Genomic DNA, 22,219 nt, shown 5'->3' with positions numbered 1-22,219 from the left:
GCTACGCCTCCTTATCGCGGGCCTGCACATGGGCGTCAAACCGCCTGCCATCCCGGCCGGGGAGCCAGCCGATAGGGGGCGGGGTCTCCCGGCCATGCCTCCAGCACCACAGCCAGTACAGGCACCAGACCAGCTTACGTCCCAACAGCAGCAGCGCAAGTCCTCCCGCCAAATTCACGAGCTTCAGCATGGGTCACTCCCTCCGCTCTCCGATCCGCTGTCCTTTTGGTCCTTATCGTCCTTGACCTCCTGATAGTCCACGGTATAGACCGGGCCTTTAAAATGTGGCTCGTCCTTTTTGGGCTCATCGCTATGGTAGGCGCCCCGCTGGCGGCGCCACAGCCAGATGAAAAACACGATGAGGGCAATGGGTATCAGCACGCGCAGCAGCGCGAAAATCAATCCCAGCAGCCGTAGAGGCAGTCCCAGTAAAAGTCCCATATTATTCCTCCAATTCCCGCAGAGCCTCCGCGTAGTACCGTGCAAAGGCCGAGGGTACGGAGCGCGCCAGCAGGCCCGGACCGTCCGCCCAGACAAGCTCCGCCGCTCCGCTGCCCCGCACCGTCAGGATATAGCCTGTCATGTGCCACTCCACATGAGTGAAAATGTGCTTGGATGTCAGGCGGCTTTTCCAGTCCACCGGTGTCAGCCCCATGTCCGCCACCGCCGCTGCGGCGGCAGACTCGTCCAGCGTTCCCGGCACGTTGGGAAATTCCCAAAGCCCCGCCAGCAGGCCGGTTTTCGGGCGCTTCCGCAGAGCAACGCCCTCTGTCCCCAGCAGCAGAAATACCGTTTTCTCCTCGATGCGCCGCTCTTTTTTTGCCTTCTTTACCGGCAGCGCCTCCGCCGTGCCGCACTGATGCCCCAGACACAGCGCCCGCACCGGACAGTCCCCGCACTGCGGGGCGGTATTGGGGCCGCAGAGGGTAGCACCCAGTTCCATCATGGCCTGATTGAAAATACGGATGTCCGCCGCCTCCGAGGGCATGGCCCCCATCAGCGCAGCGCGAATCGCCCGCTTTGTCCGCTGGTCGGCAATGTCATCATGGCAGTCCGTCAGCCGGGTCACAACCCGGAGCACGTTTCCGTCCACCGCCGGCTCCGGCCGCCCGAAGGCCGCGGCGGCAATGGCGGAGGCCGTATAGTCCCCGATGCCTGGCAGCTTTAGCAGACCCTCATAGGTATCCGGAAAAGCCCCCCGCTCCGCGATGCACCGCGCCGCCTTTTGGAGATTCCGGGCGCGGCTGTAGTACCCAAGGCCCTCCCACAGTTTTAAGAGGCACTCCTCATCGGCCTCAGCCAGTGCCTCCACCGTGGGAAACGCCTTCAAAAACCGGGCATAATAGCCCAGTACCGCCGCCACACGGGTCTGCTGGAGCATGATCTCCGAGACCCAGATACGGTAGGGGTCTGCTGTATGCCGCCACGGCAGGTCCCGGGCGTTGGCCCGATACCACGGCAGCAAATGCTCCGGCAGCGCGGAGAGAATCTTTTCACTTGTCACACTCTGTTGTTTCATGGTATGATTGTAGCACAGGTTTTCCCGCCTGCACACCCCTTTTTTGAAAATCGAGGCAGCTTATGCGTGTTACATTTTTAGCCCATGACGGTTTTTTGATAGAGCTGGACAGCGTGTGCCTGCTGTTTGACTGGTGGAAGGGCGCTCTGCCGCCGCTGCCGGACAAGCCGCTGCTTGTTTTCGTCAGCCACCGCCACGCCGACCATTTTCAACCGGAAATCTTTCGTTTGGCGGATAAAAAATCCGACCTTCAATTTCTGCTGGGGAGCGATTTGCGCCTGACGCCCCGGAATTTGGAAAAATGGGACCTGACGCCGGAAACCGCCGCCAAGTGCCGCCGCTGCGGCAAGCGGGAGAAATTTGCGGCAGATTTTGGCGTGACGGTGGAGACGCTGCCCTCCACGGACGAGGGCGTGGCGTGGTTCGTCGCAGCGGAGGGGAAATTCATTTTCCACGCCGGTGATCTGAACTGGTGGCACTGGGAGGGCGAGGACAAGGCGTGGAACGCGAATATGGCCGCCGATTTCAAGCGGTACACGGAGCCCCTCCGGGGGCGGTGCGCCGACCTTGCCCTGCTGCCGCTGGACCCCCGGCTGGGCGTTCCCTACGCCTATTGGGGACTGCTGCGCTTTTTGGAGCTGATGGACGTCCGGCACCTCCTGCCTATGCACCAGTGGGAGCAGCCGGAGATCACCGATGAATTTCTGTGGGCCTATCCGCAGTATGCCCCTATTACCACGGTCATCCGCCGGGAGGGAGAAATTTTTGAATTAAATTGATGCGCGCTGCGCAAAACCGCGCAGCAAAGCCCCTTATTACGAGGTGTAATAAGGGGCTTTAAAAATGTCGAACGGGCCTTTCTGCGGGCGTAAAGCTTTGCGGGATTCTCAGCAAGCCAAAGGCTTCTTATTACAAAATGTAATAAGAAGCCTTATTTTTCCGCTTAGTTTTCAATAATCAGCCAATTTTCTACTGTTCCGGCGGGGCGCTCCGTCAGCTCCGGCACAAAGCCACACTCCGGCGATGCCGCCTTAACCGCCGTCTCCAGAGCCGGGACCTCCGCCGCCGTGGTGCGGACATAAACGCGGTCCACCAGCGGTGCCAGCGCACTGAGCGCCTGTCCGGCGTCGGTATCATATCCGGCGCGGACCGTTTCGGAGGGCAGCTCCAAGGAAAGAATCACACCCTCCGGCAGCACGGAGCGCACCTCCCGCAAAAAGCGCGCCAGCACGAGCTGTCGTCCGTCTGTTCCGTCCTCCCCGGGCTGGGCATTGGAAAGGTCGATCTTGTCCAGCTTGCCCGCCGTGGGGTAGCTGACATCCGTGAGAATAAGCTCGTCAAAGCCCAGCTCTGCCGCCTCCCGGGCAATGCCGCAGACATAGTCCCGGGCCACAGCCTTTCCGGGGTCCAGCCATTGACTGTTGTTCCCGTCATAGAAAACATAGCCGCCGGTATTTTTGAGGCCCATCCCGTCCACATCGGCGTTGGCCGCCTTGGGATCATGGAAGCAACTGATTTTTGCGGCGGTATGGTCCCCGCCGCCGGTCAGCTCCGCAAGCGCGGCGGCTGTGGTATCGGCTGTGGAGACCGTTCCGGCCAGCGCGGCGGCACTGTCAAAATACACCGCGCCGGTGTCATCCTTCAGCGTTATGACCAGAGAACCGGTACTCTGTGCCTTCGCCTCCGCCAGTGTCTCCGCTGTCAACGGCGCGGCAGGGAGCAGCGTGCCCTGCATTGCCTCCGCTGTGGAGCGCTCCGGCTCCTGAATGATGACCTCGCCGCTGGGAGCATCCTCTCCGGCGGAGGCATCGGACTTCGCCCACGGAGGGTCGAAATGGAGCTTACCATCCGTGCCGTAGCTCATGTGCTCCCGGGCAAGAATAAAGCCAACGGAGCCGAGAATCACGAGAATCAGCAAAATGGCCAACAGGATTTTCCATTTACTGCCCCGGCCGCGATAGCTGCTGTAGCCTCTTGTTCCGCTGAACGCCATATCGCCTCACCCCGCTTTCCTTCATTGATTTCTTATTCCTGCTCCAGCGCCATCATTTTATTGACCCGGCGTGCGTGGCGTCCGCCCTCAAACTCCGTTTTGAGGAACACTTCTACCATGCGCTCGGCCATATTCTTCCCAGTAAAGCCCGCGCCAATGGCCATCATGTTGGCATCGTTGTGGCGGCGGGTCATCTCTGCCTGCAGGCAGTCGGCGCAATGGGCGCAGCGGATGCCCTTGATTTTATTTGCGGCAATGGAAATGCCGATGCCGGTGGTGCAGATCACAATGCCCCGGTCACACTTGCCCTCCGCCACAGCCCGGGCGGCGGCAGCGCCGAAATCGGGATAGTCGCAGCTCTCCGTGGAGTAGCAGCCGAAGTCCTCGTGCTCATAGCCCAGCTTGTTCAGCACTGTGATGATGAATTCCTTCAGCTCATAGCCGCCGTGGTCACAGCCCAATGCGATTTTCATGAATCGTTCCTCCCAAAAGCGTTTTATTGGAATTTTTCGGAAATAGTATATACTGCTTTGCGAAAAAAAGCAATCATCCCCGAAAGAATTTACAATTCTGACAAAAAAGCTCCCCGCCCGATGGGCGGGGATACGATATTACAGCTCGTGCCAGATGGGCCGCTGCTTTTCAAAGGTGCAGAAGCGCTTGAAGCCGCATTCCCGCAGAAGGCCCTGCCGCTCCCGGATAAAGCGGCCGGCGTGGGCGGGGGTATGGGCGTCCGTTCCCAGCGTGATGAGCTCGCCGCCCAATTCCCGGTACAGCCGCAGCCACTTGGCGTCCGGCAGCGGCGTATTGCCCCGGTTGACGTTCAGCTCGATGCCTCGTCCGTTTTCGATGAGGGTCTTCAAAATCACGCGAATCTGCTCCTCGTATGGGTCAAACGAGGCGGAAAGGCCCCGCATTTCGTTGAAATACCGCAGCGGGAGCGTCAGGTGGCCCAGCACGTTGAAGCCGCCTTGCTTAGCCAATGCCAGCGCCTCGTTTAGATAATCCTCTATCGCCGCCTGTGCCTGTGCGGCATTTTCCGGCGTGAAGAAATAGAGGTCCTCCCCATGGAAGCGCTCCGATAGGAGATGCACGGAGCCGATGACAAAATCGAAGTCCGGCGCGTCAGCCAGCAGCGTCTTCACATGGGCGGGGTCCCATTCGGCGTCCCCCAGCTCCATGCCGAGGCGCAGTTGAATCCGGTCTCCCAGCGCCGCCTGCGCCGCGGCGAAATCCTCCGTCAAGGCGGACCAGTCATAGGGCGGGTGCCGCTCCTCGGAGCCCCACACCAGCGGCTCCACATGGTCGGTAAAGCAAATTTCATCCATGCCCGCGTCCAGCGCCGCCTGTGCCATTTCCGTCATGGTGGCGCTTCCGTCCGGGGAAAAGCGGGTGTGCGTATGGTAATCAGCCAGATACATTTGGGGCCTCACTTCTTGAATTTACGGAAGAACTTGCGGCGTTCCTCGTAATTATTGTCTCCCACGCTTTCAGCGAACTTCTTCAGTGCATCTTTCTGCTCCCGGTTCAGGTTCCGGGGGGTCTCAATGTAAACGGTGACGTACTGGTCGCCCCGGCCCCGTCCGTTGAGTTCCGGGATGCCCTTACCCTTCAGGCGGAACGTGGTGCCGGACTGGGTGCCCTCGGGCAGTTCGTATTTTACTTTACCGTCAATGGTGGGAATTTCCAGCTCTGCGCCGAGGCATGCCTGCGCGAAGGTGATGGGCGCCTCACAAAGAACGCTGGTGCCCTCCCGGCGGAACAGCTCGTGGGGCCGCACGGTGATGGTGATGAGCAGATCGCCGGAGGGACCGCCGTTCTTTCCGGCATGGCCCTGTCCCCGGATGGAGATGGTCTGGCCATTGTCGATACCGGCGGGAATCTTGGCCTGAATGGTGCGGCGCTTACGCTCAAGACCACTGCCCCGGCAGGCGGTGCAGGGGGTCTTGATGATACGGCCCTTGCCGCCGCAGCGGCCGCAGGGGGAGGTGGTTGCGAACACACCCATAGGCGTCTGCCGCCGCACCTGCACCTGACCGGAACCATGGCAGTCCGGGCAAACCTCAGGAGAAGTTCCGTCCGCACAGCCAGAGCCGTGGCAGGAGGCGCAGGTCTCGTAGCGGTCCACGCTGACCTCCTTCTCGCAGCCGAAGGCGGCCTCCTCAAAGCTGATAGTCAGGGCCAGACGAATGCTCTCGCCCCGCTGGGGGGCATTGGGGTTCCGGCGCTGGGCGGCGCCGAAGCCGCCGCCGAAGAAGCTGCCGAAAATATCGCCCAGATCGCCGAAGTCGAAGCCGCCGGCATCGTAGGCCCCGCCGCCGGCGCCCGCGCCGTAATTGGGGTCTACGCCCGCAAAGCCGTACTGGTCATAGCGGGCCTTCTTATTGGCGTCGGAGAGCACCTCGTAGGCCTCGTTGACCTCCTTGAACTTCTCCTCCGCCTCCTTGTTGTCCGGGTTCAGGTCCGGGTGATACTTCCGGGCCATTTTCTTATATGCTCTTTTGATCTCATCCTCGGACGCGCCCTTGTTGACGCCGAGGACCTCGTAATAATCACGTTTTTCTGCTGCCATATTCTTGCTCCTCTCAGGAATCCACTTGAACATCAGGAATCGGGAGCTGGAGCGACCGCTCCCGATTCCTCATGCTCAGGTTTTCCGCTAAAACGGTCCCAATGGGGCGGGGAATGCTCCCCGTCCCATCGGTTCCGCGGTTTGAATTACTGTTTGTTGTTCTGATCGTCATCCACAACCTTGTAGTCGGCGTCATAGTACTGGCCGCCCTGTGCGTTTCCACCGGCCTGCTGGCCGCCCATGTCGGGGCCGGGCTGTGCGCCGCCCTGGGGATTGGCCTGCTGATAGAGCTTTTCACTGACAGCGTAGAACGCCTGCGTCAGCTCATCGGTGGCGGCCTTGATGGCGGCGGTGTCCGTGCCCTTCAGGGTCTCCTTCAGCTTATCGATGCCGGACTGGACCTTGGTCTTGTCATCGGCGGGAATCTTGTCGCCCATCTCGCTGAGCGTCTTTTCAGACTGGTATACCATCTGGTCGGCCTGATTGCGAATCTCGACGTCCTCCTTCATCTTCTTATCCTGAGCGGCGTATTCCTCGGCCTCCTTCACGGCCTTTTCAATATCGTCCTTGCTCATGTTGGAGGAGGAGGTGATGGTGATGTGCTGCTCCTTACCGGTGCCGAGGTCCTTAGCGGAGACGTTGACGATGCCATTGGCGTCGATATCGAACGTCACCTCGATCTGAGGCACACCGCGGCGGGCCGGGGCGATTCCATCCAGATGGAAGCGCCCCAGAGACTTGTTGGCGGCAGCCATTTCACGCTCGCCCTGCAGGACGTTGACCTCAACGGAGGTCTGGTTATCCGCAGCAGTGGAGAAGATCTGGCTCTTCTTCACAGGAATGGTGGTGTTGCGGTCAATGAGCTTGGTGCACACACCGCCCATGGTCTCAATGCCCAGAGACAGGGGGGTGACGTCCAGCAGCAGCAGGCCCTTGACATCGCCGGTGAGCACACCGCCCTGCAATGCGGCACCCATGGCCACGCACTCATCGGGGTTGATGCCCTTGAAGCCCTCCTTGCCGGTGAGCTTCTTCACCATGTCCTGCACGGCGGGGATACGGCTGGAGCCGCCCACCATCAGGACCTTGTGGATGTCGCTGCCGGTAAGGCCGGCATCGCCCATAGCCTGACGGACAGGGCCGGCAGTGGCCTCCACCAGATGTGCGGTCAGCTCGTTGAACTTGGCACGGGTCAGCGTCAGGTCAAGGTGCTTGGGGCCGGTGGCGTCCGCCGTGATATAGGGCAGGTTGATGTTGGTGGAGGTCACGCCGGAAAGCTCGATCTTGGCCTTCTCGGCAGCCTCCTTCAAGCGCTGCATGGCGACCTTATCGCTGGAGAGGTCCACACCATCGGTGCGCTGGAATTCGCTGACCATCCACTTCATGATGCACTCATCGAAGTCATCGCCGCCCAGGCGGTTGTTGCCGGCAGTGGCCAGAACCTCGATGACACCGTCATCAATATCCAGAATGGAGACATCAAACGTGCCGCCGCCAAGGTCATAGACCATGACCTTCTGGCTCTGCTCCTTATCCACACCGTAGGCAAGGGCGGCAGCGGTCGGCTCGTTGATGATACGCTTGACGTCAAGACCGGCGATCTTGCCGGCATCCTTCGTAGCCTGACGCTGAGCGTCCGTGAAGTAGGCGGGAACGGTGATGACCGCCTCGGAAACGGTCTGGCCCAGATACGCCTCGGCGTCGCTCTTGAGCTTCTGCAAAATCATGGCGCTGATCTCCTGCGGCGTGTAGGCCTTACCGTCGATATCCACCTTGTAGTCGCTGCCCATCTCACGCTTGATGGAAGAAATGGTGCGGTCAGGGTTGGTGATAGCCTGACGCTTTGCCACCTGGCCCACCATACGCTCACCGGTCTTGCTGAAAGCCACAACGGACGGGGTGGTGCGGTTGCCCTCCGCGTTGGGGATGACAACGGCCTCGCCGCCCTCCATCACGGCCACGCAGCTGTTAGTAGTACCTAAGTCAATACCAATTACCTTAGACATAATGAATTCCTCCAATTTATTTTCATTTATTTATAAGCAATCTATGTGTTCCGGCCTCCGCCGGGAAAGAGTCTATTCAGTTTGCCACCTGCACGATAGCGTGGCGCAGAACCTTGCCGTTCAGTTCAAAGCCCGCCTGAAACACCTGTGCTACCTCGTTTTCGCCCAGCGTCTCATCGTCGATGTGCATCACGGCGTTCATGGTCTCCGGGTCAAAGGTCTTGCCCTTGGCCTCGATCTCCTTGACGCCCTGCTTTTCCAGAAGCTCGCGGAACTGCTGGAAAATCATTTCCAGTCCCTTTTTATGGGGACTGTCCTCGCCGCCCTCCGCAGCGGCGGCCCGCTCCAGATTGTCATACACCGCAAGGAAGGCCTTGATGGTGTCGCCCTTGGCGTCCTGATAGATACCGTCCTTTTCCTTGGTGGTGCGCTTGCGGTAATTGTCATACTCGGCGCTCAGGCGGGTGAACTGGTCCTTCACAGATTCAAGCTGCTTGGCAGCCAGCTCCATTTTTTCCACCTGTTCCCGGGTAAAGGTAATGCCCTTTTCCTTTTTTTCTTTTTTCTTGGCCTTTTTTTCGGTCTCCTGTGTCTCCGGCGCCTGCTGCGCCGCCTCCGCCGTTTCCGGCGTCTCCTCTACGGGCTCTTTCGTTTCTTCGCTCATGTATCCGTATCCTCCTTCGGGGGTAATTCATGTGGTTCCTTTTTGCCGAACAGCCGCGTCAGCCCGTCGGCAAAGCCGGTGAGCCGGGCCGCTACCGTGGCATAATCCATTCTGGTGGGGCCGACCACGCCGATGAGGCCCCGCATATCGTCACCGATATCATAGCTGGCCACCACCACGCTGGTATCCTTCAGCGCGTCGCTGACGTTCTCCGGCCCGATGAGTATTTTCATGGGGCCCTCGTCTGGCACCGGCAGCTTTTCCTTGTCATCGGCAAGGAAGCTCATAAGCTGGTGGGCCTTGTCGGCGTCCCGGAACTCCGGGAGCTTTAAAAGCTGGTTCGTGCCGGCGGTGATGAACTCTCTCCGGTCGGCCTCCTCCAGCATTTCCACGGCGTAATTCACCGTCTGGCTCAGCAGCAGGAAAAGCTGGGGCGTGATGCCCTGTACCACCGCCATGAGCCGTTCATTCATCTCCTTGGTGGAGATGCCGGTAAAATGGCGGTTCAAAAGCTCCACCAGCGCGCTCATCTGGTCCCGGTCCACCTTTAGCTGCAAACGCAGAAGCTGGCTTTTGACCCGGTCGCCCATCATCATGACCACGATGCAGCTTTTTTCATCCACCGGCAGTAAATCGAACCGGCTTGCGGTGACGCTGCTCTTAACGGCAGTCGCCGCATAGGCGGGGTAGTTTACAAAGCTGCTGACAGCCTTGCCCGCCTGTGAGATGACCCGGTCCAGCTCCTCCATTTTCATCTGAAGGGACTGGTTGATCTTCTCCGTTTCGGCAACGGAGAGCCGCTGGCGCTCCATCAGCTCGTTGACATACAGCCGGTAGCCCTTCGGGGACGGAATGCGTCCCGCAGAGGTGTGGGGCTGCTCCAGATAGCCCATGTCGGAAAGGTCCGACAGCTCGTTGCGGATGGTGGCGGAGGACACGCTGCCCCCCATCTCCTGCGCGATGGCCTTGGAGCCCACCGGCTCGGCGGTGCGGATATAATCCTCAACCACCGCCTTCAATATCCGCTTTTTCCGGTCTGTCAGGTCCATGGAAAAGCACCTCAGCTTTGATTAGCACTCCTTATCCCTGAGTGCTAAATGCAGTCTACCACCGGTGCCGGGTAAAGTCAATGGGCCAAGGTAAACAATTTGTGAACAAACCACGGGGAAATTTTAAATTCCGCACCCGCGGCAAAAAACGCCCCTGCCGGGGAGGGCAGGGGCGCCGGAGCGTGTTTCAGTTTTCAATAAGCCCCGCCCTCGCCAGCACCGGCCGGAGGGCAGTGAACAGCGTCATCAGCAGAAGCGTCTGGAACGGCAGGCAGATCAGGTTTTTCACCGCGCTGCCGGCGGCGGTAACGTACCACGCCTTGCCGGAGAGAAGCGCCATCCACAGCGCGCCCAGCGTCACGTTTTCGATATTGGTCAGCAGCTTCGCAAAAAAAACTCTACGAACCGTAATTTTCGACTTGTAGAAAAACAGTGCGTATAGAAAAACGCCCAGCATGGTGGTCAGGGTATAGCCGGGGAAAAAGGGATAACCGCCGCCCCCGGTGAGGAAAAAGCTCAAAAGGTCCTCCGCGCAGGCAAAGACCAGTCCCAGCACCGGGCCGCAGACCCACGCGCAGACAGAGCGGGCCAGAAAGCCCCACGTGATGCGGGCGCCGCCCCAAAGGGGCACGGAGGGCAGCGCGGACAGAGCGATGCACAGCGCCATGCACAGCGCGGCAAACGTCAGCTTGCGGACGTCTCGCAGCTCACCGGCGGCGCTTTGCCAGTAAGCATGGGTCAGGGGATGCGTTTCCATAAAAAAATCCTCCTTCTGTCGGCAGCAACGCCGCACAGAGGAGGCCGGCAGCCCCGCTGCCGGTTCCGGAATGCGGCAGCGGGATGCGAAGTGCGCACTGCGGTAATTTCCTTTCGTCCGGCGGACAACTCCCCGTTCCGCCGGCACTGCGGCCCGTAGGCCGACACGCGCACTTCTACTCTGCCAAAAATCTACTCTTATTTTAACCGCCCATTCCTCAAAAAGCAACGTAAATTTTTCAAACGCCATATTTTTAAATGAGAGGGGCTTGATTTTTCACACAGGGACATGCTTTAATATGAAAAAAGAATCGGCGGCCCTGCCGCCGGAGAAACAAAGGAGCTTCCATGAACACGATTTATGATGTGATGATTTTGGGCGCGGGGCCTGCGGGCCTGACTGCCGCCCTGTATGCCGGGCGTTCCGGGCTGAACACGCTGCTCCTTGAGCAGGGGCAGGACGGTGGACAGATCGCCCTGACGGATGAAATTGAAAACTATCCCGGTCAGTTGGAGGGCGAGTCCGGCGCTGCCCTCATCGCCCGGATGTCCGCGCAGGCGGAGCGCTTCGGGGCTGTGCGGGCCCGGGATGTCATCCGCTCGGCAGAGCTGACCGGTACGGTCAAGACCCTGGCGGGACTTCAGAACACCTATCGGGCCCACGCGGTCATTCTGGCCTCCGGGGCCACACCCCGGCCCATCGGCTGCAAAAATGAGGAGCAGTACGTTGGGCGGGGCATTTCCTACTGCGCCACCTGTGACGCCGGATTTTTCCGGAACAAGGCCGTTTATGTGGCCGGCAGCAGCAGCATCGCCGTGGAGGAGGCGCTGTATCTCACCGGCTTTGCCCGGGAGGTGACGCTGCTGTGCGGACGGGAGCGTCTGTCGGCCCCCAAGGCATTGCAGGAGCGGGCATTTGCCCAGCCGAAGCTCCATATTCTCTGGAACACCGCTGTGGCGGAGGTAGGCGGCAGCGGCAGCGCCGTTTTAGACCGCATGGTGCTGAAAAATACGGAGAGCGGCGCGGAGACCGTAGTGCAGGCGGAGCGGCAGGACGGTTTCTTCGGTCTGTTCGGCTTTTTGGGCTTCCAGCCCAGCTCCCGGCTGTTTGCCGATGTGCTGGACACGGACGGAGGGTATCTTGTCACGGACGAGGAGATGCACACGAAGCTCCCCGGCGTATTTGCCGCCGGAGACATTCGGAAAAAGAGTCTCCGGCAGGTGGTGACCGCTGCCGCGGACGGTGCCATTGCCGCCGTGCAGGCAGAAAAATATCTGCGGAAAAGCGGCTTGATCTAATCTAAAAGAGCGCCCATGGAGCAAAGCTCCGTGGGCGCTCTTTTTGTCTGCGGTTCTTCCCTATAGGGCTTGGGAAAAGAGGCCGTGCTCCGTGCAGTACCACAGCAGCGTGGCGTTAGGGATGTGGGGCAGGCGGACCTCCAGCCCCCACTCCGGGTACAGCTTCTTTATTAGCACCGTATCCCCGGAGAGCAACGCCAGAAAGGATATATAGTGCTCCCGGCGCATTTCGTGACGGCCGGTGATGTACCACTCCCCATCGCTGAGCACGGCATCCAGCCGGTCCTCACCCTCCGCCTTCTGTACCGGCAGGGGTGACAGCCGCCGGCCGCAGCAGGTCAGCTCTACGCTCTCCGTGGACAGCAGCAGACTTCCGCAGTCCGGGCAGACGTAAAAGCGGGTCCTTTTCATATTTCCGTTGGTCATTTCATTTTCCTCCAAATCGCCCCGGAGGAGGGCTTTTGTATCCACCCCCAGCGCCTCCGATAAGGAAGGAAGCAGCGCGATATCCGGTGCGCGCCGGCGCAGGGTGCGGATGAGCCTGCCGGTTTTCATCTGATCCATGGGACCACCTCCCTTTCCCGCCTACTGCAGCATATCGGGTACCGCCGCGCAATGAACGCACCGTAGAGTTTGCGTTTAAAAGTGCCAAAAATACAGAAAGGCCGCCTCACGGCGGCTCCAAAATTTTTAAAATTTTAGAGCCGTTATTAAAATTGTGCAGGGAACCCCTGATGGGTTTCCCGCACACGCCCTTCCCTTCCGACCGCGCAGGCCATGCTTCTACCGAAGTCTCCTAAAATACGGAAAGGCCGCCTCACGGCGGCCTTCTCGCATATGATTGGGAAGATTGGATGAAAAGAAGTTTTGTCTCTTGCAAGTATTAAGATACCGAAGAATTATTAAGCAAACCAGCAGCAGTTGTTACAAAAGTATTAAATCAATTCAGGAGCACCGCTTTTTTCCTCGCCCTGCCGCTTTTGCCGCAGACCATTAAAGAAATCCGCCAGCACCGCCTGACACTCCTCCGCCAGAATCCCCCCCACCAGCGCGGGCCGGTTGGGGAACTGCTCCATGAAAAGGTTCGTCACACCGCCGCAGGCACCGAAGGCGCTGTCCCGCGCACCGTAGTAGACCCGGGCTATGCGGGCATTGAGAATGGCCCCGGCGCACATGGGGCACGGCTCCAGCGTGACATACAGCTCACAGCCCTCCAGCCGCCAGCTGCCCAGCGCGGCGTTGGCCTGTGCCATAGCCTCCAGCTCCGCATGGGAGCTGACCGCCTGCTTTTCCTCCCGGCGGTTCCGCCCTCGGCCGATAATGGCTCCGTCCCGGACGATGACGCACCCCACCGGTACCTCCCCCGCCGCTGCGGCCTCCCGGGCCAGCGTTAGTGCCTCCCACATATAAAATTCCTCTTTCGGCATGGTCATTTTTGTACGCTCCCGTATGAATATTGGCATATTTGTCCAAACTCTCCGTAACATGGATGTATGGAGGGATCGCAATGAAACAGTCCAGAAAATCCGCCCCTGCCCCGGAGCTGGCAGCCCTGCGCGCCGAGCTGAGAGACGCCCAGAGCGAGCTGGCGCTGGCCTACCGGCAGTTCGATCAGGCTACCGCCCCGGAGCTGGTGGAGGCCTGCATTTACCGCATCAGTGCCGCCAAGGCCCGCTGCGACTACTATCTCCGTGTCCTGAAGGCACAGGAGCCGGAGGCGGCGGGCAGCGTCAGAGGAGGCGCCCTATGGACCTGAACCAGAAGATCATTGCCGGTCTGCTGCTGGCCTTTTTTCTCATCACGCTGCTGCGGGTCCTCCGTGCGCCGCTGCGGCTGGCCCTCAGACTCCTCGGAAACACCGCCCTCGGCTTTGCGGCGCTCTGGTGCGTCCGCGCCACCGCCGCTCTCACCGGCATCACGCTGGGACTCAACACCTTCAACGCGCTGGTCATCGGCATTTTAGGACTGCCGGGCTTCGTCCTGCTGCTTTTGACGCAGTGGGTGCTGTAGAACTACATAGCTCCGTCTGCCGTGGAGGGCCTAAACGCCCCTCGCGGCATTTTTAAAAGTCGATTTTCAGAATTTGAGAGCTATCGTTAGAAAATCAGAGCTTTTAAGAGCTTTTCAAGATATAAATAAAAATCGTGTTGACACCGGCGGACATCCATGGTATAACTATCCTTGCTCCGATTTTAACCCGGAGCTCTTGATTTGTAAAGAAAATCAAATTTATATACGGAGGAAATGTTCCATGTCCACTTTTATGGCCAACAAGGCCAACATCGAGCGCAAGTGGTACATCCTGGACGCCGCCGGTAAGCCTCTTGGCAAGACCGCCGTCCGGGCTGCCGATCTGCTGCGCGGCAAGACCAAGGTTACCTACACCCCCAACGCCGACTGCGGTGACAACGTCATCATCATCAACGCCGGTCAGGCCGTTCTCACTGGCAAGAAGCCCGAGCAGAAGATCTATCGGACTCACTCCGGCTGGATCGGCGGTCTGAAGGAGACCAAGTACCGCATCCTGATGGCAGAGAAACCCGAGACCGCCATGCGCGTGGCTGTCCGCGGCATGATGCCCCGGAACACCGTCTGCAAGGATTCTCTGAAGCGCCTGCACATCTACGCTGACGCCAACTATGAGCAGCAGGCTCAGAAGCCCATCGTGCTGGAGTAAGGAGGAGTAAGAGAATGTATCAGTCTAAGAAGCCTTATCTGTATGGCACCGGCCGCCGCAAGTCCTCCGTGGCCCGCGTGCATCTGTTCCCCAACGGTACCGGCGCGATCACCATCAATGGCCGTGACATCGACGAGTATTTCGGTCTGGAGACTCTGAAGATGGTCGTCCGTCAGCCTCTGGAGGCTACCGGCAACACCGGCAAGATGGACATTGTGGCTACCGTCACCGGCGGCGGCGTGTCCGGTCAGGCCGGCGCTCTGCGTCACGGTGTGGCCCGCGCTCTGCTGCTGGCCAGCGAGGATAACCGCGCCATTTTGAAGAAGGCCGGTTTCCTGACCCGCGATCCTCGTATGAAGGAGCGCAAGAAATACGGTCTGAAGGCCGCCCGTCGTGCTCCCCAGTTCTCCAAGCGTTAACAGATTGCGATTTACAGGCGTCCGCCAAATGGCGGGCGCCTGTTTTTTCATCGCTTTTGCAGGGCATAAATTCAGTTGCTTTTCAATCGGGTTCCTGTAAAAGTGATCCCGACTGCCTGTCTGCACCCTTTCCCCAATCAACACGGCATAAAAATCCCCGGCAGGCTGCAAATACAGCGGTCTGCCGGGGACTTGATTTCGTTTGCTCAAAATGCGAGTGCGCTTTTGAAGCGCCGCTTACTCGTGGACCCGCAGCTCCAGCACATCGGGGCGGGCATAGTGACCCACACCGTCAAACTCCATGCGGCTGGCAATGGCCTGCTGCATATCGAGGTCGGCATAGATGATCTCCTCCTTGTCCCACACCGGCTGCGTCACGTAATGGCCGAAGGGGTCCACCACGCAGCTGCCGCCGCGGCAGGGAATATCGCCGAGCTTCTCGATCTCCTGCGGGCAATGGAGGTCCTTGGGATACATTTCCTTGGTGAACACCATGTCGGCGTTGATGAAGAAGCAGTGGCCCTCAATGGCAATGTGCTTGATAGTATCCTGCCACTCTGGGTTATCGTTGGTATTGGGGGAAATGTAGATGGTAATGCCCTTCTGATACAGCGCCACGCGGGCAAGGGGCATATAGCTCTCCCAGCAGATCAGGTTGCCCATGGGGCCCCAGGGCGTTTCCGTAATGGGGAAGTAATCCTTATTGGCGTCACCGTATACCAAACGCTCCGCGCCGGTGGGCTTCAGCTTGCGGTGCACGTTCAGCAGCTCGCCTTCGGGAGAGAACACGATGTTGGAGTTATACAGCGTGGCGCTGTCCTCACCCCGCTCGGAAATACCAATGCTGACATAGGCATGGGCCTCTTTGGCGGCCTGTCCCAGCAGCTCCGTCTCCGGTCCGGGAATGCAGAGGGAATTGTCATAATACCGCTTCCAGTCCAAGCGGCCCACCTTATCGCGGCTGCCAACGGTAAAGCCGAAGGTCATGCCGTAGGGATAGCAGGGAATAATCAGCTCCGGGAACACGATGAGCTCCGCGCCGTTCTTGCCGGCCTCGCGAATCAGCTCCACCATCTTCTCCGTACTGGCTTTCTTATCAAACATCACAGGGGCACACTGTACAACTGCCACCCGGCAGGTATCCTTCAGATCTTTCATAGTTATTCCTCCTGACTGGACCGGCGCTTCTGCGCCGCGTTACAGCTTCATGATAGCAAATCCATTCGCCAATGACAATACGGAAAAATCGATCATTCCTTCCAGATAAAAATGGGGACCGGGGGATCGTTCCGCCGGTTGGCCCAATCGCAGCGGAGGACGGAAAATTTCCGGTCATCCAGCGTCTCCAGCCAATGCAGCACGGCGTCCCGCTCCGTATAGCCGTTGGCGCCGCCATAATACAAGGCGATGGCAACAGCGCCGCCGGGCTTCAGCACCCGCAGTGACGCCTCCAGCGCCGCAACGGAGGTCTCCGCCCGGGTAAATACCGCCGGGTCACCGCCGGGCAGGCGGCCAAAATTGAACACCACGCAGTCCACCGTCCCCGGCTCCGCGTACTGTTCCAAATTGGCGTGGCTGTCTAAAACGACCTCTGCTGACAACCCCTCCGCCTCCAGCAGCGCCCTTGTCTGCCGGATGGCCTCCTCCTGAATATCAAAGGCCAGCACCCGCCCTGCTTTCCCGGTCAACCTGCAAAGCAGGGCAGTGTCCCGCCCCTTGCCCGCCGTGGCGTCGACGCAGACGCTTCCGGGCTTCACCGTCCGCGTCAGGAAGTCATGCACCATGCTCAGCGTATTGAGCTGCATCAATGATTTCCCCCCTCCGTATTGAAAAAGGGACCCTCCAACGAGAGTCCCTTTTCTTGTCTTCATCTTTGTGCAATTCCAACTGGAATTGCACAAATTGAGTCCGTTTTTCCCGGCGACATGTGCGGCGGGAAAAACTCCGCTCACCCTGCAAGTGTGCGAACAACGTAAGTGCGCGCAGCAGGGTGCAGCCCCAACTCGTCAAAATACCGCAGTATTTTGACGAAATTATTTCACGATGGCGGCGGTGTCCATAGCGATCATGAGCTCCTCGTTGGTGGGGATCAGCAGGACCTTCACCTTGGAGTCAGCGGCGGAGATGACGGCTTCCTTGCCGCGGACGTTGTTGGCCTCGGCGTCCATCTTCACGCCCATGAACTCCAGACCGGAGGCGATATCCAGACGCTGAGAAGCGCTGTTCTCGCCCACGCCGGCGGTGAAGATGATGGCGTCCACGCCGCCCATAGCGGCAGCATAAGCGCCGATGAGCTTCTTCACGCCGTAGTTGAACATATCCACAGCCAAACCTGCGCGCTCGTTGCCCTCCTTGTGGGCGTTCTCCAGATCACGGAAGTCGGAGGACACGCCGGACACGCCCTGCACGCCGGACTTCTTGTTGAGGATGTTCAGCATCTCGTCAATGCTCATGCCGTACTTGTTCATGAGGTACTGCAGGATACCGGCGTCCAGATCACCGGCACGGGTGCCCATGGGAAGGCCTGCCAGCGGGGTGAAGCCCATGGAGGTATCCACACTCCTGCCGCCGTCGATAGCGGTGACAGAGGAGCCGTTGCCGAGGTGGCAGGAGATGAGCTTCAGCTCCTCGGGCTTCTTGCCCAGCATAACAGCGGCGCGCTGGGAGACATACTTGTGGGAGGTGCCGTGGAAGCCGTAGCGGCGGACCTTGTCCTTCTCATAATACTCATAGGGCAGGGCGTACATATAAGCCTTGGCAGGCATGGTCTGATGGAAAGCGGTATCAAACACAGCCACCTGAGGCACGTCCTTGCCCATCACAGCGGTGCAGGCGTTGATACCGGTGATGTTGGCGGGGTTGTGGAGAGGAGCCAGAGGGATGCACTCTTCCAGTGCCTTCATGACCTCATCGGTGATAAGCACGGACTTGTTGAACGCCTCGCCGCCGTGCACCACGCGGTGGCCCACAGCGTCGATCTCCTTCATGGAGCCGATGACGCCGTTGTCCTTGTCCACCAGTGCGTCCAGCACGGCCTGAATGGCCTCGGAATGGGTGGGCATGGCAACGTCAATGGCGTCCAGCACCTTCTTGCCCTCTACCTGAGGCTTGTAGGTGAACTTGCCGTCAATGCCGATGCGCTCGCACAGGCCCTTGGCCAGCAGCACGCCGGTCTCGGGGTTCAGCAGCTGATACTTCAAAGAGGAACTGCCCGCGTTGATAACCAGAATATTCATCGTTGGAATCTCCTTCTTCTTTTGAGAAAGCCTTGCCAGCTTTCCATAATTAAGCTACAATGTCAGTATGACGTCTGCATTTACGCAAACTCTCTTATCTCATTATAGCAGAACTTTCGCGAGATACAATCACCATTTTTACCGAATTGACACTTTTTTGTAACCGCTTTGAGGTGACATACGTGAAAACCGCTGGTATCATAGCTGAATATAATCCCCTGCACTATGGCCATCTGCATCTGCTGCAGGCTGTGCGGCAGCGCTTCGGCGAGGATACCGCCGTGATCTGCGCCATGAGCGGGGACTTTGTGCAGCGGGGCGACTTTGCCCTTCTGCGGCGGTACGCCCGGGCGGAGGCTGCTGTGGAAAGCGGCGCGGACCTCGTGCTGGAGCTGCCCCTGCCATGGGCTGTCAGCTCTGCTGAGGGCTTTGCGCGGGGCGGCGTGGAGACACTGACCGCCACCGGGCTTTTGGACGTGCTGGCCTTCGGCAGCGAATGCGGGGACAGCGCCGCACTGCTGCGGTGCGCTCACGCGCTGGAGCGCCCGGAGCTAACGCCGCTTTTAAAGGCGGAGCTTACCCGGGGAGACAGCTTTGCCGCCGCGCGGCAGCGAGCCGTTTCCGCGCTGTTATCTCCCGCAGATGCCGCGCTGCTGTCCCAGCCCAACAATACGCTTGGCATTGAATACTGCCGTGCCCTGCTGCGTACCGGCTCCGAGGCGGAGGTCTTCACCGTTCCCCGGCACGGCGCCGCCCATGACGCCGCCGTTTCCGAGGCCGGGGGCTGCTCCGCCTCCGCTATCCGAACCCTGTTGGCGGAAGGCGCAGAGGCAGACGCCCTCTCCCGCATGGTCCCGGCCATGCGGTGCATTTACGAGGAAGAAAAGGCCGCAGGCCGCGCCCCGGTATTTGCCGCCGGCTGTGAACGGGCCATTCTATCCCGGCTCCGCTCCATGAGCGCGGCGGAGTTTGACGTGCTGGATACCGGCCGGGAGGGCATCGGCCAGCGGCTGTACAAGGCCAGCCGGGAGCCCGCCTCCCTTGCCGCCGTTTTGGACGCCGCCAAAACAAAACGGTACGCCTACACCCGTCTGCGGCGGATGGTCCTCTGGGCCTATCTGGGGCTGACGCCGGCGGACATCCCCGCCCATGTGCCCTATCTCCGGGTGCTGGCCGCCAACAGCCGGGGCCGGGCGCTGCTGGGCCGGATGCGGGAAACCGCGCGTCTGCCGGTTCTCACAAAGCCCGCCGCCGTGCGGACGCTGGACGCCGCAGCGCAGCGGCTGTTCGCTCTTGAGGCCCGCGCTGCGGACCTCTACACCCTTGCCTACCCGGAGCTTCGCGCCGCCGTTGGCGGCGCACTGTGGCGGGAGACCGCCCGGATGCTCTGAACCGTCCCTGAAAGGAGTTTCTCATGAAAAAATTCGGTATTCTGACGCTTACCCTGTGCCTTGTATTGGGCCTGACCGCCTGCGGTGCGACAACGCTGCCCACCCCGGAGGAGCCGACGCCCCCCGCCGTTGCGGACACGGAGGACATCACCTACGAGGTGACAACAGACCCCTACGAGCAGGACATTCTGGCGGAGGATGGCACAAAGCTGATGCACATTTCCTTCCAGCTCCCCCATCTTCAGGCCTATGTAAACGGCCAGCCCATCGAGACCCCTGCAACGCCCGCGCAGGAGGCCGCTGTGAGCCGCATGAATACCTTTAACGAGAGCTTTGACCAGTGGCGAGAATCCGAATCCGTGGAGGAAAGCATTGCCGACACCAAAATGATGTATCAGGAGAACCCGGAGCTGTTCACCGGCGACAGTATGGCCCCGCTTTCCGAGGAGCTGACCTACACCTGCTACCGCACCGGCTCCCTTATCAGCATTGCCGCCGACTACTACAGCTATCTGGGCGGCGCGCACCCCAACACTGTGTATTTCAGTTGGAACTTTGATCTGGACAGCGGTATTTTCCTCGCCATTCCCGAGCTGGCCGAGGACCCGCAGGCCTTCACACTGGCTGTGGCGGACATGATCGAGGTACAGGCTGTGGAGCGCTTCCAGTCCGACCCCAACTACGCCGGTCTCTCCCTCTCCGACATTTATTGGGAAAATTACCGTGAGGTCATGGAAAAATGGGCCAGCGATTACGCCGTATCCTTTGACGCAGAGGGCATGACCATCATCTTCTCCGCCTATGAGCTGGCCAGCTATGCCGCCGGGCCGCAGGAGTTCCACTTCAGCTACGAGCAGCTTGCAAGCTATTGGAGCGAAAGCGGCCGCGCCGTGCTGGGCCTGAACTGAACATTACATAGGAGCAAAAAGGTCCCCGGAACGCGATGCGTTCCGGGGACCTTTTTTTATTTACTGATACGGCGATTCCGCAGTCAATTCTCCTGCTCCATCCGCTCCTTGATGGCCTTGCCCGTGGGGGTAGCGGCAAGACCGCCCAGCGCCGTTTCCCGCAGCTCCATAGGCATCCGGGTACCTACCTCACCCATGCAGTCAATAACTTCGTCCACCGGGATGCGGCTCTCGATACCGGCCAGCGCCATATCCGCGCAGCTCACCGCGTTGACCGCGCCCACCACATTCCGCTTCACGCAGGGGACCTCCACCAGTCCTGCCACCGGGTCGCACACAAGGCCCATCAAATTCTTCAGTGCCATGGCCGCGGCATGGCCGATCTGCTTGCAGTCGCCGCCCCGGAGAGAGGCCAGCGCCCCTGCCGCCATGGCGGAGGCGGAGCCGATCTCCGCCTGACAGCCGCCGGCCGCACCGGCAATGCAGGCCCGGAAGCTGATGACCGCGCCGATGCCGGAGGCGGTATACAGCGCCTTCAGGATTTCCTCCTCTGTGGCCTTCCCGGCCTGATACAGCGGCACCAGCACCGCCGGCAGCACGCCGCAGGCGCCCGCCGTAGGCGCCGCCACGATTTTTCTCATGCAGGCGTTGCACTCCCCCACGCTGAGGGCCGTGGCAATGACCTCCTGCACATAATCGCCGCTGTATGCCTTGCCGGAGGCGGCATACGCCCGCATCCGCGCACCGTTGCCGCCCACAAGGCCGCTGCGGGAGCGCTGCTCCGCCCGATAGCTCACAGCAGATTCCAGCATGGCCTCCCACGTCTGGCGCATTTTCTCCCAGGACTGCGCCTCCGTGACCTGCCGCTCCTCCATATCGGTCTCCAGCACCACCCGCCAGAAGGGGATGGCTTCGGCCTCCGCTCTTTCAAAAATTTCCTGCATGGAATCCAAGGCCATCTCAGTCGCCCTCCTTTTCGTAGTACACCACGCCGATCACGTGGGGCACTTCCTTCAGCTTTTCAATAACACCCGCCGGTACCGGCTGGTCGATCTCAAAAATCGTCATCACGCTGCCGCCCCGGCGGTCCCGCACAAGGCTCATGTTGGCGATGTTGATATCCGCGTTGGAAATCTCCCGGGTCAGCGTTGCCAGCTCACCCGGCACATCCATGTGCCGGACAATGAGGGTATTGAACGCACCGGTGAAATTCACCGCCACACCGTCCAGCTTGTCCACCCGAATGCGTCCGCCGCCGATGGAGACTGCCTGCACGCAGGTCTTTTTCCCGCTGATGCCCTCCACGGTCAGCACCGCCGTGTTGGGGTGCGCCTCCCGCAGCTCAACAGGGTGAATCGTAAAGGTCAGCCCTTCCTCCGCCGCCACGGTGAAGCTCTCCGGGATGCGAAGATCGTCGGGCCGCATTCCCAAAAGGCCCGCCACCAGCGCGCGGTCCGTGCCGTGGCCCTTTCCGGTCTCGGCAAAGGAGCCGTATAGACCGATGTCCGCCTTTACCGGCTTTTCTCCCAGCAATGTCCGGGCCATCCTGCCGATTCGCACGGCCCCTGCCGTGTGAGAGCTGGAGGGGCCGATCATAATGGGGCCCAGAATGTCAAAAATATCCAGCATATCCGTTCCTCCCATTTTCTGTTTCTGTTCCATGGCCCGCCATGTGGGCCTATTAAAATCATGGTATCACACCGCCGATGGCTTTGCAAGCATTTTCGCCG

The 22,219-nt window shown here is 60.0% G+C and carries 26 protein-coding genes and 1 riboswitch; of the genes, 8 read left to right on the top strand and 18 right to left on the bottom strand.

The features are described from left to right. Window position 1: 1 nt before the first annotated feature. Genes PY311_RS03260 through mutY form a run of 3 tightly spaced genes read right to left on the bottom strand, consistent with a single transcriptional unit; the run spans window position 2 to window position 1,504 of the window. Window positions 2-190 (bottom strand): hypothetical protein, encoded by a 189-nt coding sequence (locus tag PY311_RS03260; protein ID WP_286147246.1) that lies wholly within the window; start codon window positions 188-190, stop codon window positions 2-4. Continuing rightward, entirely contained in the window at window positions 184-441 is a 258-nt protein-coding gene (locus PY311_RS03255; RefSeq protein WP_286147245.1) for a hypothetical protein, read from the bottom strand. Before PY311_RS03255 ends, PY311_RS03260 begins: the two co-directional genes overlap by 7 nt. A 1-nt stretch (window position 442) precedes the next feature. Next, window positions 443-1,504 (bottom strand): A/G-specific adenine glycosylase, encoded by a 1,062-nt coding sequence (gene mutY, locus PY311_RS03250; RefSeq protein ID WP_434059927.1) that lies wholly within the window; start codon window positions 1,502-1,504, stop codon window positions 443-445. 77 nt (window positions 1,505-1,581) lie between these two features. Here mutY and PY311_RS03245 point away from each other — a divergent pair, with 77 nt between their 5' ends. Further along, on the top strand, window positions 1,582-2,298 hold the full coding sequence (locus PY311_RS03245) for an MBL fold metallo-hydrolase (protein ID WP_286147243.1): 717 nt from the start codon (window positions 1,582-1,584) through the stop codon (window positions 2,296-2,298). Between the two features lie 164 nt (window positions 2,299-2,462). On the opposite strand, the gene PY311_RS03240 is transcribed toward PY311_RS03245, so the two are convergent. From PY311_RS03240 to PY311_RS03205, 8 genes are all read right to left on the bottom strand, one after another. Further along, complete coding sequence (locus tag PY311_RS03240) at window positions 2,463-3,512, bottom strand: putative glycoside hydrolase (protein ID WP_286147242.1); 1,050 nt, start codon at window positions 3,510-3,512, stop codon at window positions 2,463-2,465. Window positions 3,513-3,544: 32 nt separating this feature from the next. Beyond that, on the bottom strand, window positions 3,545-3,985 hold the full coding sequence (rpiB, locus tag PY311_RS03235; RefSeq protein ID WP_286147241.1) for a ribose 5-phosphate isomerase B: 441 nt from the start codon (window positions 3,983-3,985) through the stop codon (window positions 3,545-3,547). A 138-nt stretch (window positions 3,986-4,123) separates the two neighbouring features. Next, window positions 4,124-4,933: a histidinol-phosphatase HisJ family protein gene (locus PY311_RS03230; protein WP_286147240.1), complete on the bottom strand. Its 810-nt coding sequence runs from the start codon at window positions 4,931-4,933 to the stop codon at window positions 4,124-4,126. Between the two features lie 8 nt (window positions 4,934-4,941). After that, the gene (gene dnaJ, locus PY311_RS03225) at window positions 4,942-6,084 is read right to left on the bottom strand and encodes a molecular chaperone DnaJ (RefSeq protein ID WP_286147239.1); all 1,143 of its coding nucleotides are present in this window, start codon (window positions 6,082-6,084) and stop codon (window positions 4,942-4,944) included. Window positions 6,085-6,230: 146 nt separating this feature from the next. Further along, window positions 6,231-8,090 carry a molecular chaperone DnaK gene (gene dnaK / locus PY311_RS03220; protein ID WP_286147238.1) on the bottom strand — a complete coding sequence of 620 codons (1,860 nt, stop codon included), beginning with the start codon at window positions 8,088-8,090 and terminating at the stop codon, window positions 6,231-6,233. A gap of 76 nt (window positions 8,091-8,166) precedes the next feature. Then, window positions 8,167-8,754: a nucleotide exchange factor GrpE gene (locus PY311_RS03215; protein ID WP_286147237.1), complete on the bottom strand. Its 588-nt coding sequence runs from the start codon at window positions 8,752-8,754 to the stop codon at window positions 8,167-8,169. Next, window positions 8,751-9,803 carry a heat-inducible transcriptional repressor HrcA gene (hrcA, locus tag PY311_RS03210; protein WP_286147236.1) on the bottom strand — a complete coding sequence of 351 codons (1,053 nt, stop codon included), beginning with the start codon at window positions 9,801-9,803 and terminating at the stop codon, window positions 8,751-8,753. Before hrcA ends, PY311_RS03215 begins: the two co-directional genes overlap by 4 nt. A gap of 187 nt (window positions 9,804-9,990) precedes the next feature. Then, on the bottom strand, window positions 9,991-10,560 hold the full coding sequence (locus tag PY311_RS03205) for a folate family ECF transporter S component (protein ID WP_286147235.1): 570 nt from the start codon (window positions 10,558-10,560) through the stop codon (window positions 9,991-9,993). A gap of 74 nt (window positions 10,561-10,634) precedes the next feature. Continuing rightward, window positions 10,635-10,745: riboswitch (THF riboswitch) on the bottom strand. Window positions 10,746-10,907: 162 nt separating this feature from the next. Between PY311_RS03205 and PY311_RS03200 the strand changes: the two genes are divergently transcribed. After that, window positions 10,908-11,858 (top strand): NAD(P)/FAD-dependent oxidoreductase, encoded by a 951-nt coding sequence (locus PY311_RS03200; protein ID WP_286147234.1) that lies wholly within the window; start codon window positions 10,908-10,910, stop codon window positions 11,856-11,858. A 60-nt stretch (window positions 11,859-11,918) separates the two neighbouring features. Here PY311_RS03200 and PY311_RS03195 read toward each other — a convergent pair whose 3' ends face one another. Together PY311_RS03195 and PY311_RS03190 are read right to left on the bottom strand one after the other, a co-directional pair. Then, window positions 11,919-12,422 carry an XRE family transcriptional regulator gene (locus PY311_RS03195; protein ID WP_286147233.1) on the bottom strand — a complete coding sequence of 168 codons (504 nt, stop codon included), beginning with the start codon at window positions 12,420-12,422 and terminating at the stop codon, window positions 11,919-11,921. A 371-nt stretch (window positions 12,423-12,793) separates the two neighbouring features. Further along, window positions 12,794-13,285 carry a nucleoside deaminase gene (locus PY311_RS03190; protein WP_286147426.1) on the bottom strand — a complete coding sequence of 164 codons (492 nt, stop codon included), beginning with the start codon at window positions 13,283-13,285 and terminating at the stop codon, window positions 12,794-12,796. 80 nt (window positions 13,286-13,365) lie between these two features. On the opposite strand from PY311_RS03190, the gene PY311_RS03185 reads away from it, so the two are divergent. The 4 genes from PY311_RS03185 (at window position 13,366) to rpsI (ending at window position 14,954) form a co-directional block, all read left to right on the top strand. Then, window positions 13,366-13,614 carry a DUF2508 domain-containing protein gene (locus PY311_RS03185; RefSeq protein ID WP_286147232.1) on the top strand — a complete coding sequence of 83 codons (249 nt, stop codon included), beginning with the start codon at window positions 13,366-13,368 and terminating at the stop codon, window positions 13,612-13,614. Then, entirely contained in the window at window positions 13,605-13,868 is a 264-nt protein-coding gene (locus PY311_RS03180; RefSeq protein WP_286147231.1) for a pro-sigmaK processing inhibitor BofA family protein, read from the top strand. The genes PY311_RS03185 and PY311_RS03180 overlap by 10 nt, the downstream gene beginning before the upstream one ends. 241 nt (window positions 13,869-14,109) lie before the next feature. Next, complete coding sequence (rplM, locus tag PY311_RS03175; RefSeq protein ID WP_286147230.1) at window positions 14,110-14,535, top strand: 50S ribosomal protein L13; 426 nt, start codon at window positions 14,110-14,112, stop codon at window positions 14,533-14,535. A gap of 14 nt (window positions 14,536-14,549) precedes the next feature. Continuing rightward, on the top strand, window positions 14,550-14,954 hold the full coding sequence (gene rpsI / locus PY311_RS03170) for a 30S ribosomal protein S9 (RefSeq protein WP_286147229.1): 405 nt from the start codon (window positions 14,550-14,552) through the stop codon (window positions 14,952-14,954). Window positions 14,955-15,191: 237 nt separating this feature from the next. Here the strand turns inward: rpsI and PY311_RS03165 are convergent, their stop codons facing one another. The 3 genes from PY311_RS03165 to PY311_RS03155 form a co-directional block, all read right to left on the bottom strand. Then, the gene (locus PY311_RS03165; protein WP_286147228.1) at window positions 15,192-16,112 is read right to left on the bottom strand and encodes a carbon-nitrogen hydrolase family protein; all 921 of its coding nucleotides are present in this window, start codon (window positions 16,110-16,112) and stop codon (window positions 15,192-15,194) included. Window positions 16,113-16,204: 92 nt separating this feature from the next. Then, entirely contained in the window at window positions 16,205-16,759 is a 555-nt protein-coding gene (gene mnmM, locus PY311_RS03160; RefSeq protein WP_286147425.1) for a tRNA 5-(aminomethyl)-2-thiouridylate-methyltransferase MnmM, read from the bottom strand. A 228-nt stretch (window positions 16,760-16,987) separates the two neighbouring features. Further along, window positions 16,988-18,190 (bottom strand): acetate/propionate family kinase, encoded by a 1,203-nt coding sequence (locus PY311_RS03155; RefSeq protein WP_286147227.1) that lies wholly within the window; start codon window positions 18,188-18,190, stop codon window positions 16,988-16,990. A gap of 182 nt (window positions 18,191-18,372) precedes the next feature. On the opposite strand from PY311_RS03155, the gene PY311_RS03150 reads away from it, so the two are divergent. Further along, window positions 18,373-19,581: a tRNA(Met) cytidine acetate ligase gene (locus PY311_RS03150; RefSeq protein WP_286147226.1), complete on the top strand. Its 1,209-nt coding sequence runs from the start codon at window positions 18,373-18,375 to the stop codon at window positions 19,579-19,581. 23 nt (window positions 19,582-19,604) lie between these two features. Further along, window positions 19,605-20,489 carry a DUF3298 and DUF4163 domain-containing protein gene (locus PY311_RS03145; RefSeq protein WP_286147225.1) on the top strand — a complete coding sequence of 295 codons (885 nt, stop codon included), beginning with the start codon at window positions 19,605-19,607 and terminating at the stop codon, window positions 20,487-20,489. A gap of 83 nt (window positions 20,490-20,572) precedes the next feature. Here the strand turns inward: PY311_RS03145 and sdaAA are convergent, their stop codons facing one another. Continuing rightward, entirely contained in the window at window positions 20,573-21,448 is an 876-nt protein-coding gene (gene sdaAA / locus PY311_RS03140; protein WP_286147224.1) for an L-serine ammonia-lyase, iron-sulfur-dependent, subunit alpha, read from the bottom strand. A 1-nt stretch (window position 21,449) separates the two neighbouring features. Further along, complete coding sequence (gene sdaAB, locus PY311_RS03135) at window positions 21,450-22,118, bottom strand: L-serine ammonia-lyase, iron-sulfur-dependent subunit beta (RefSeq protein ID WP_286147223.1); 669 nt, start codon at window positions 22,116-22,118, stop codon at window positions 21,450-21,452. Window positions 22,119-22,219: the final 101 nt, after the last annotated feature.

The sequence above is a fragment of the Neopoerus faecalis genome (genome assembly GCF_029218125.1).
In the GTDB taxonomy this organism is placed as follows: domain Bacteria; phylum Bacillota; class Clostridia; order Oscillospirales; family Oscillospiraceae; genus Oscillibacter; species Oscillibacter faecalis_A.
Note: the sequence above shows the minus strand (reverse complement) of the source record. Positions and strands in the feature narration are given on the sequence as shown.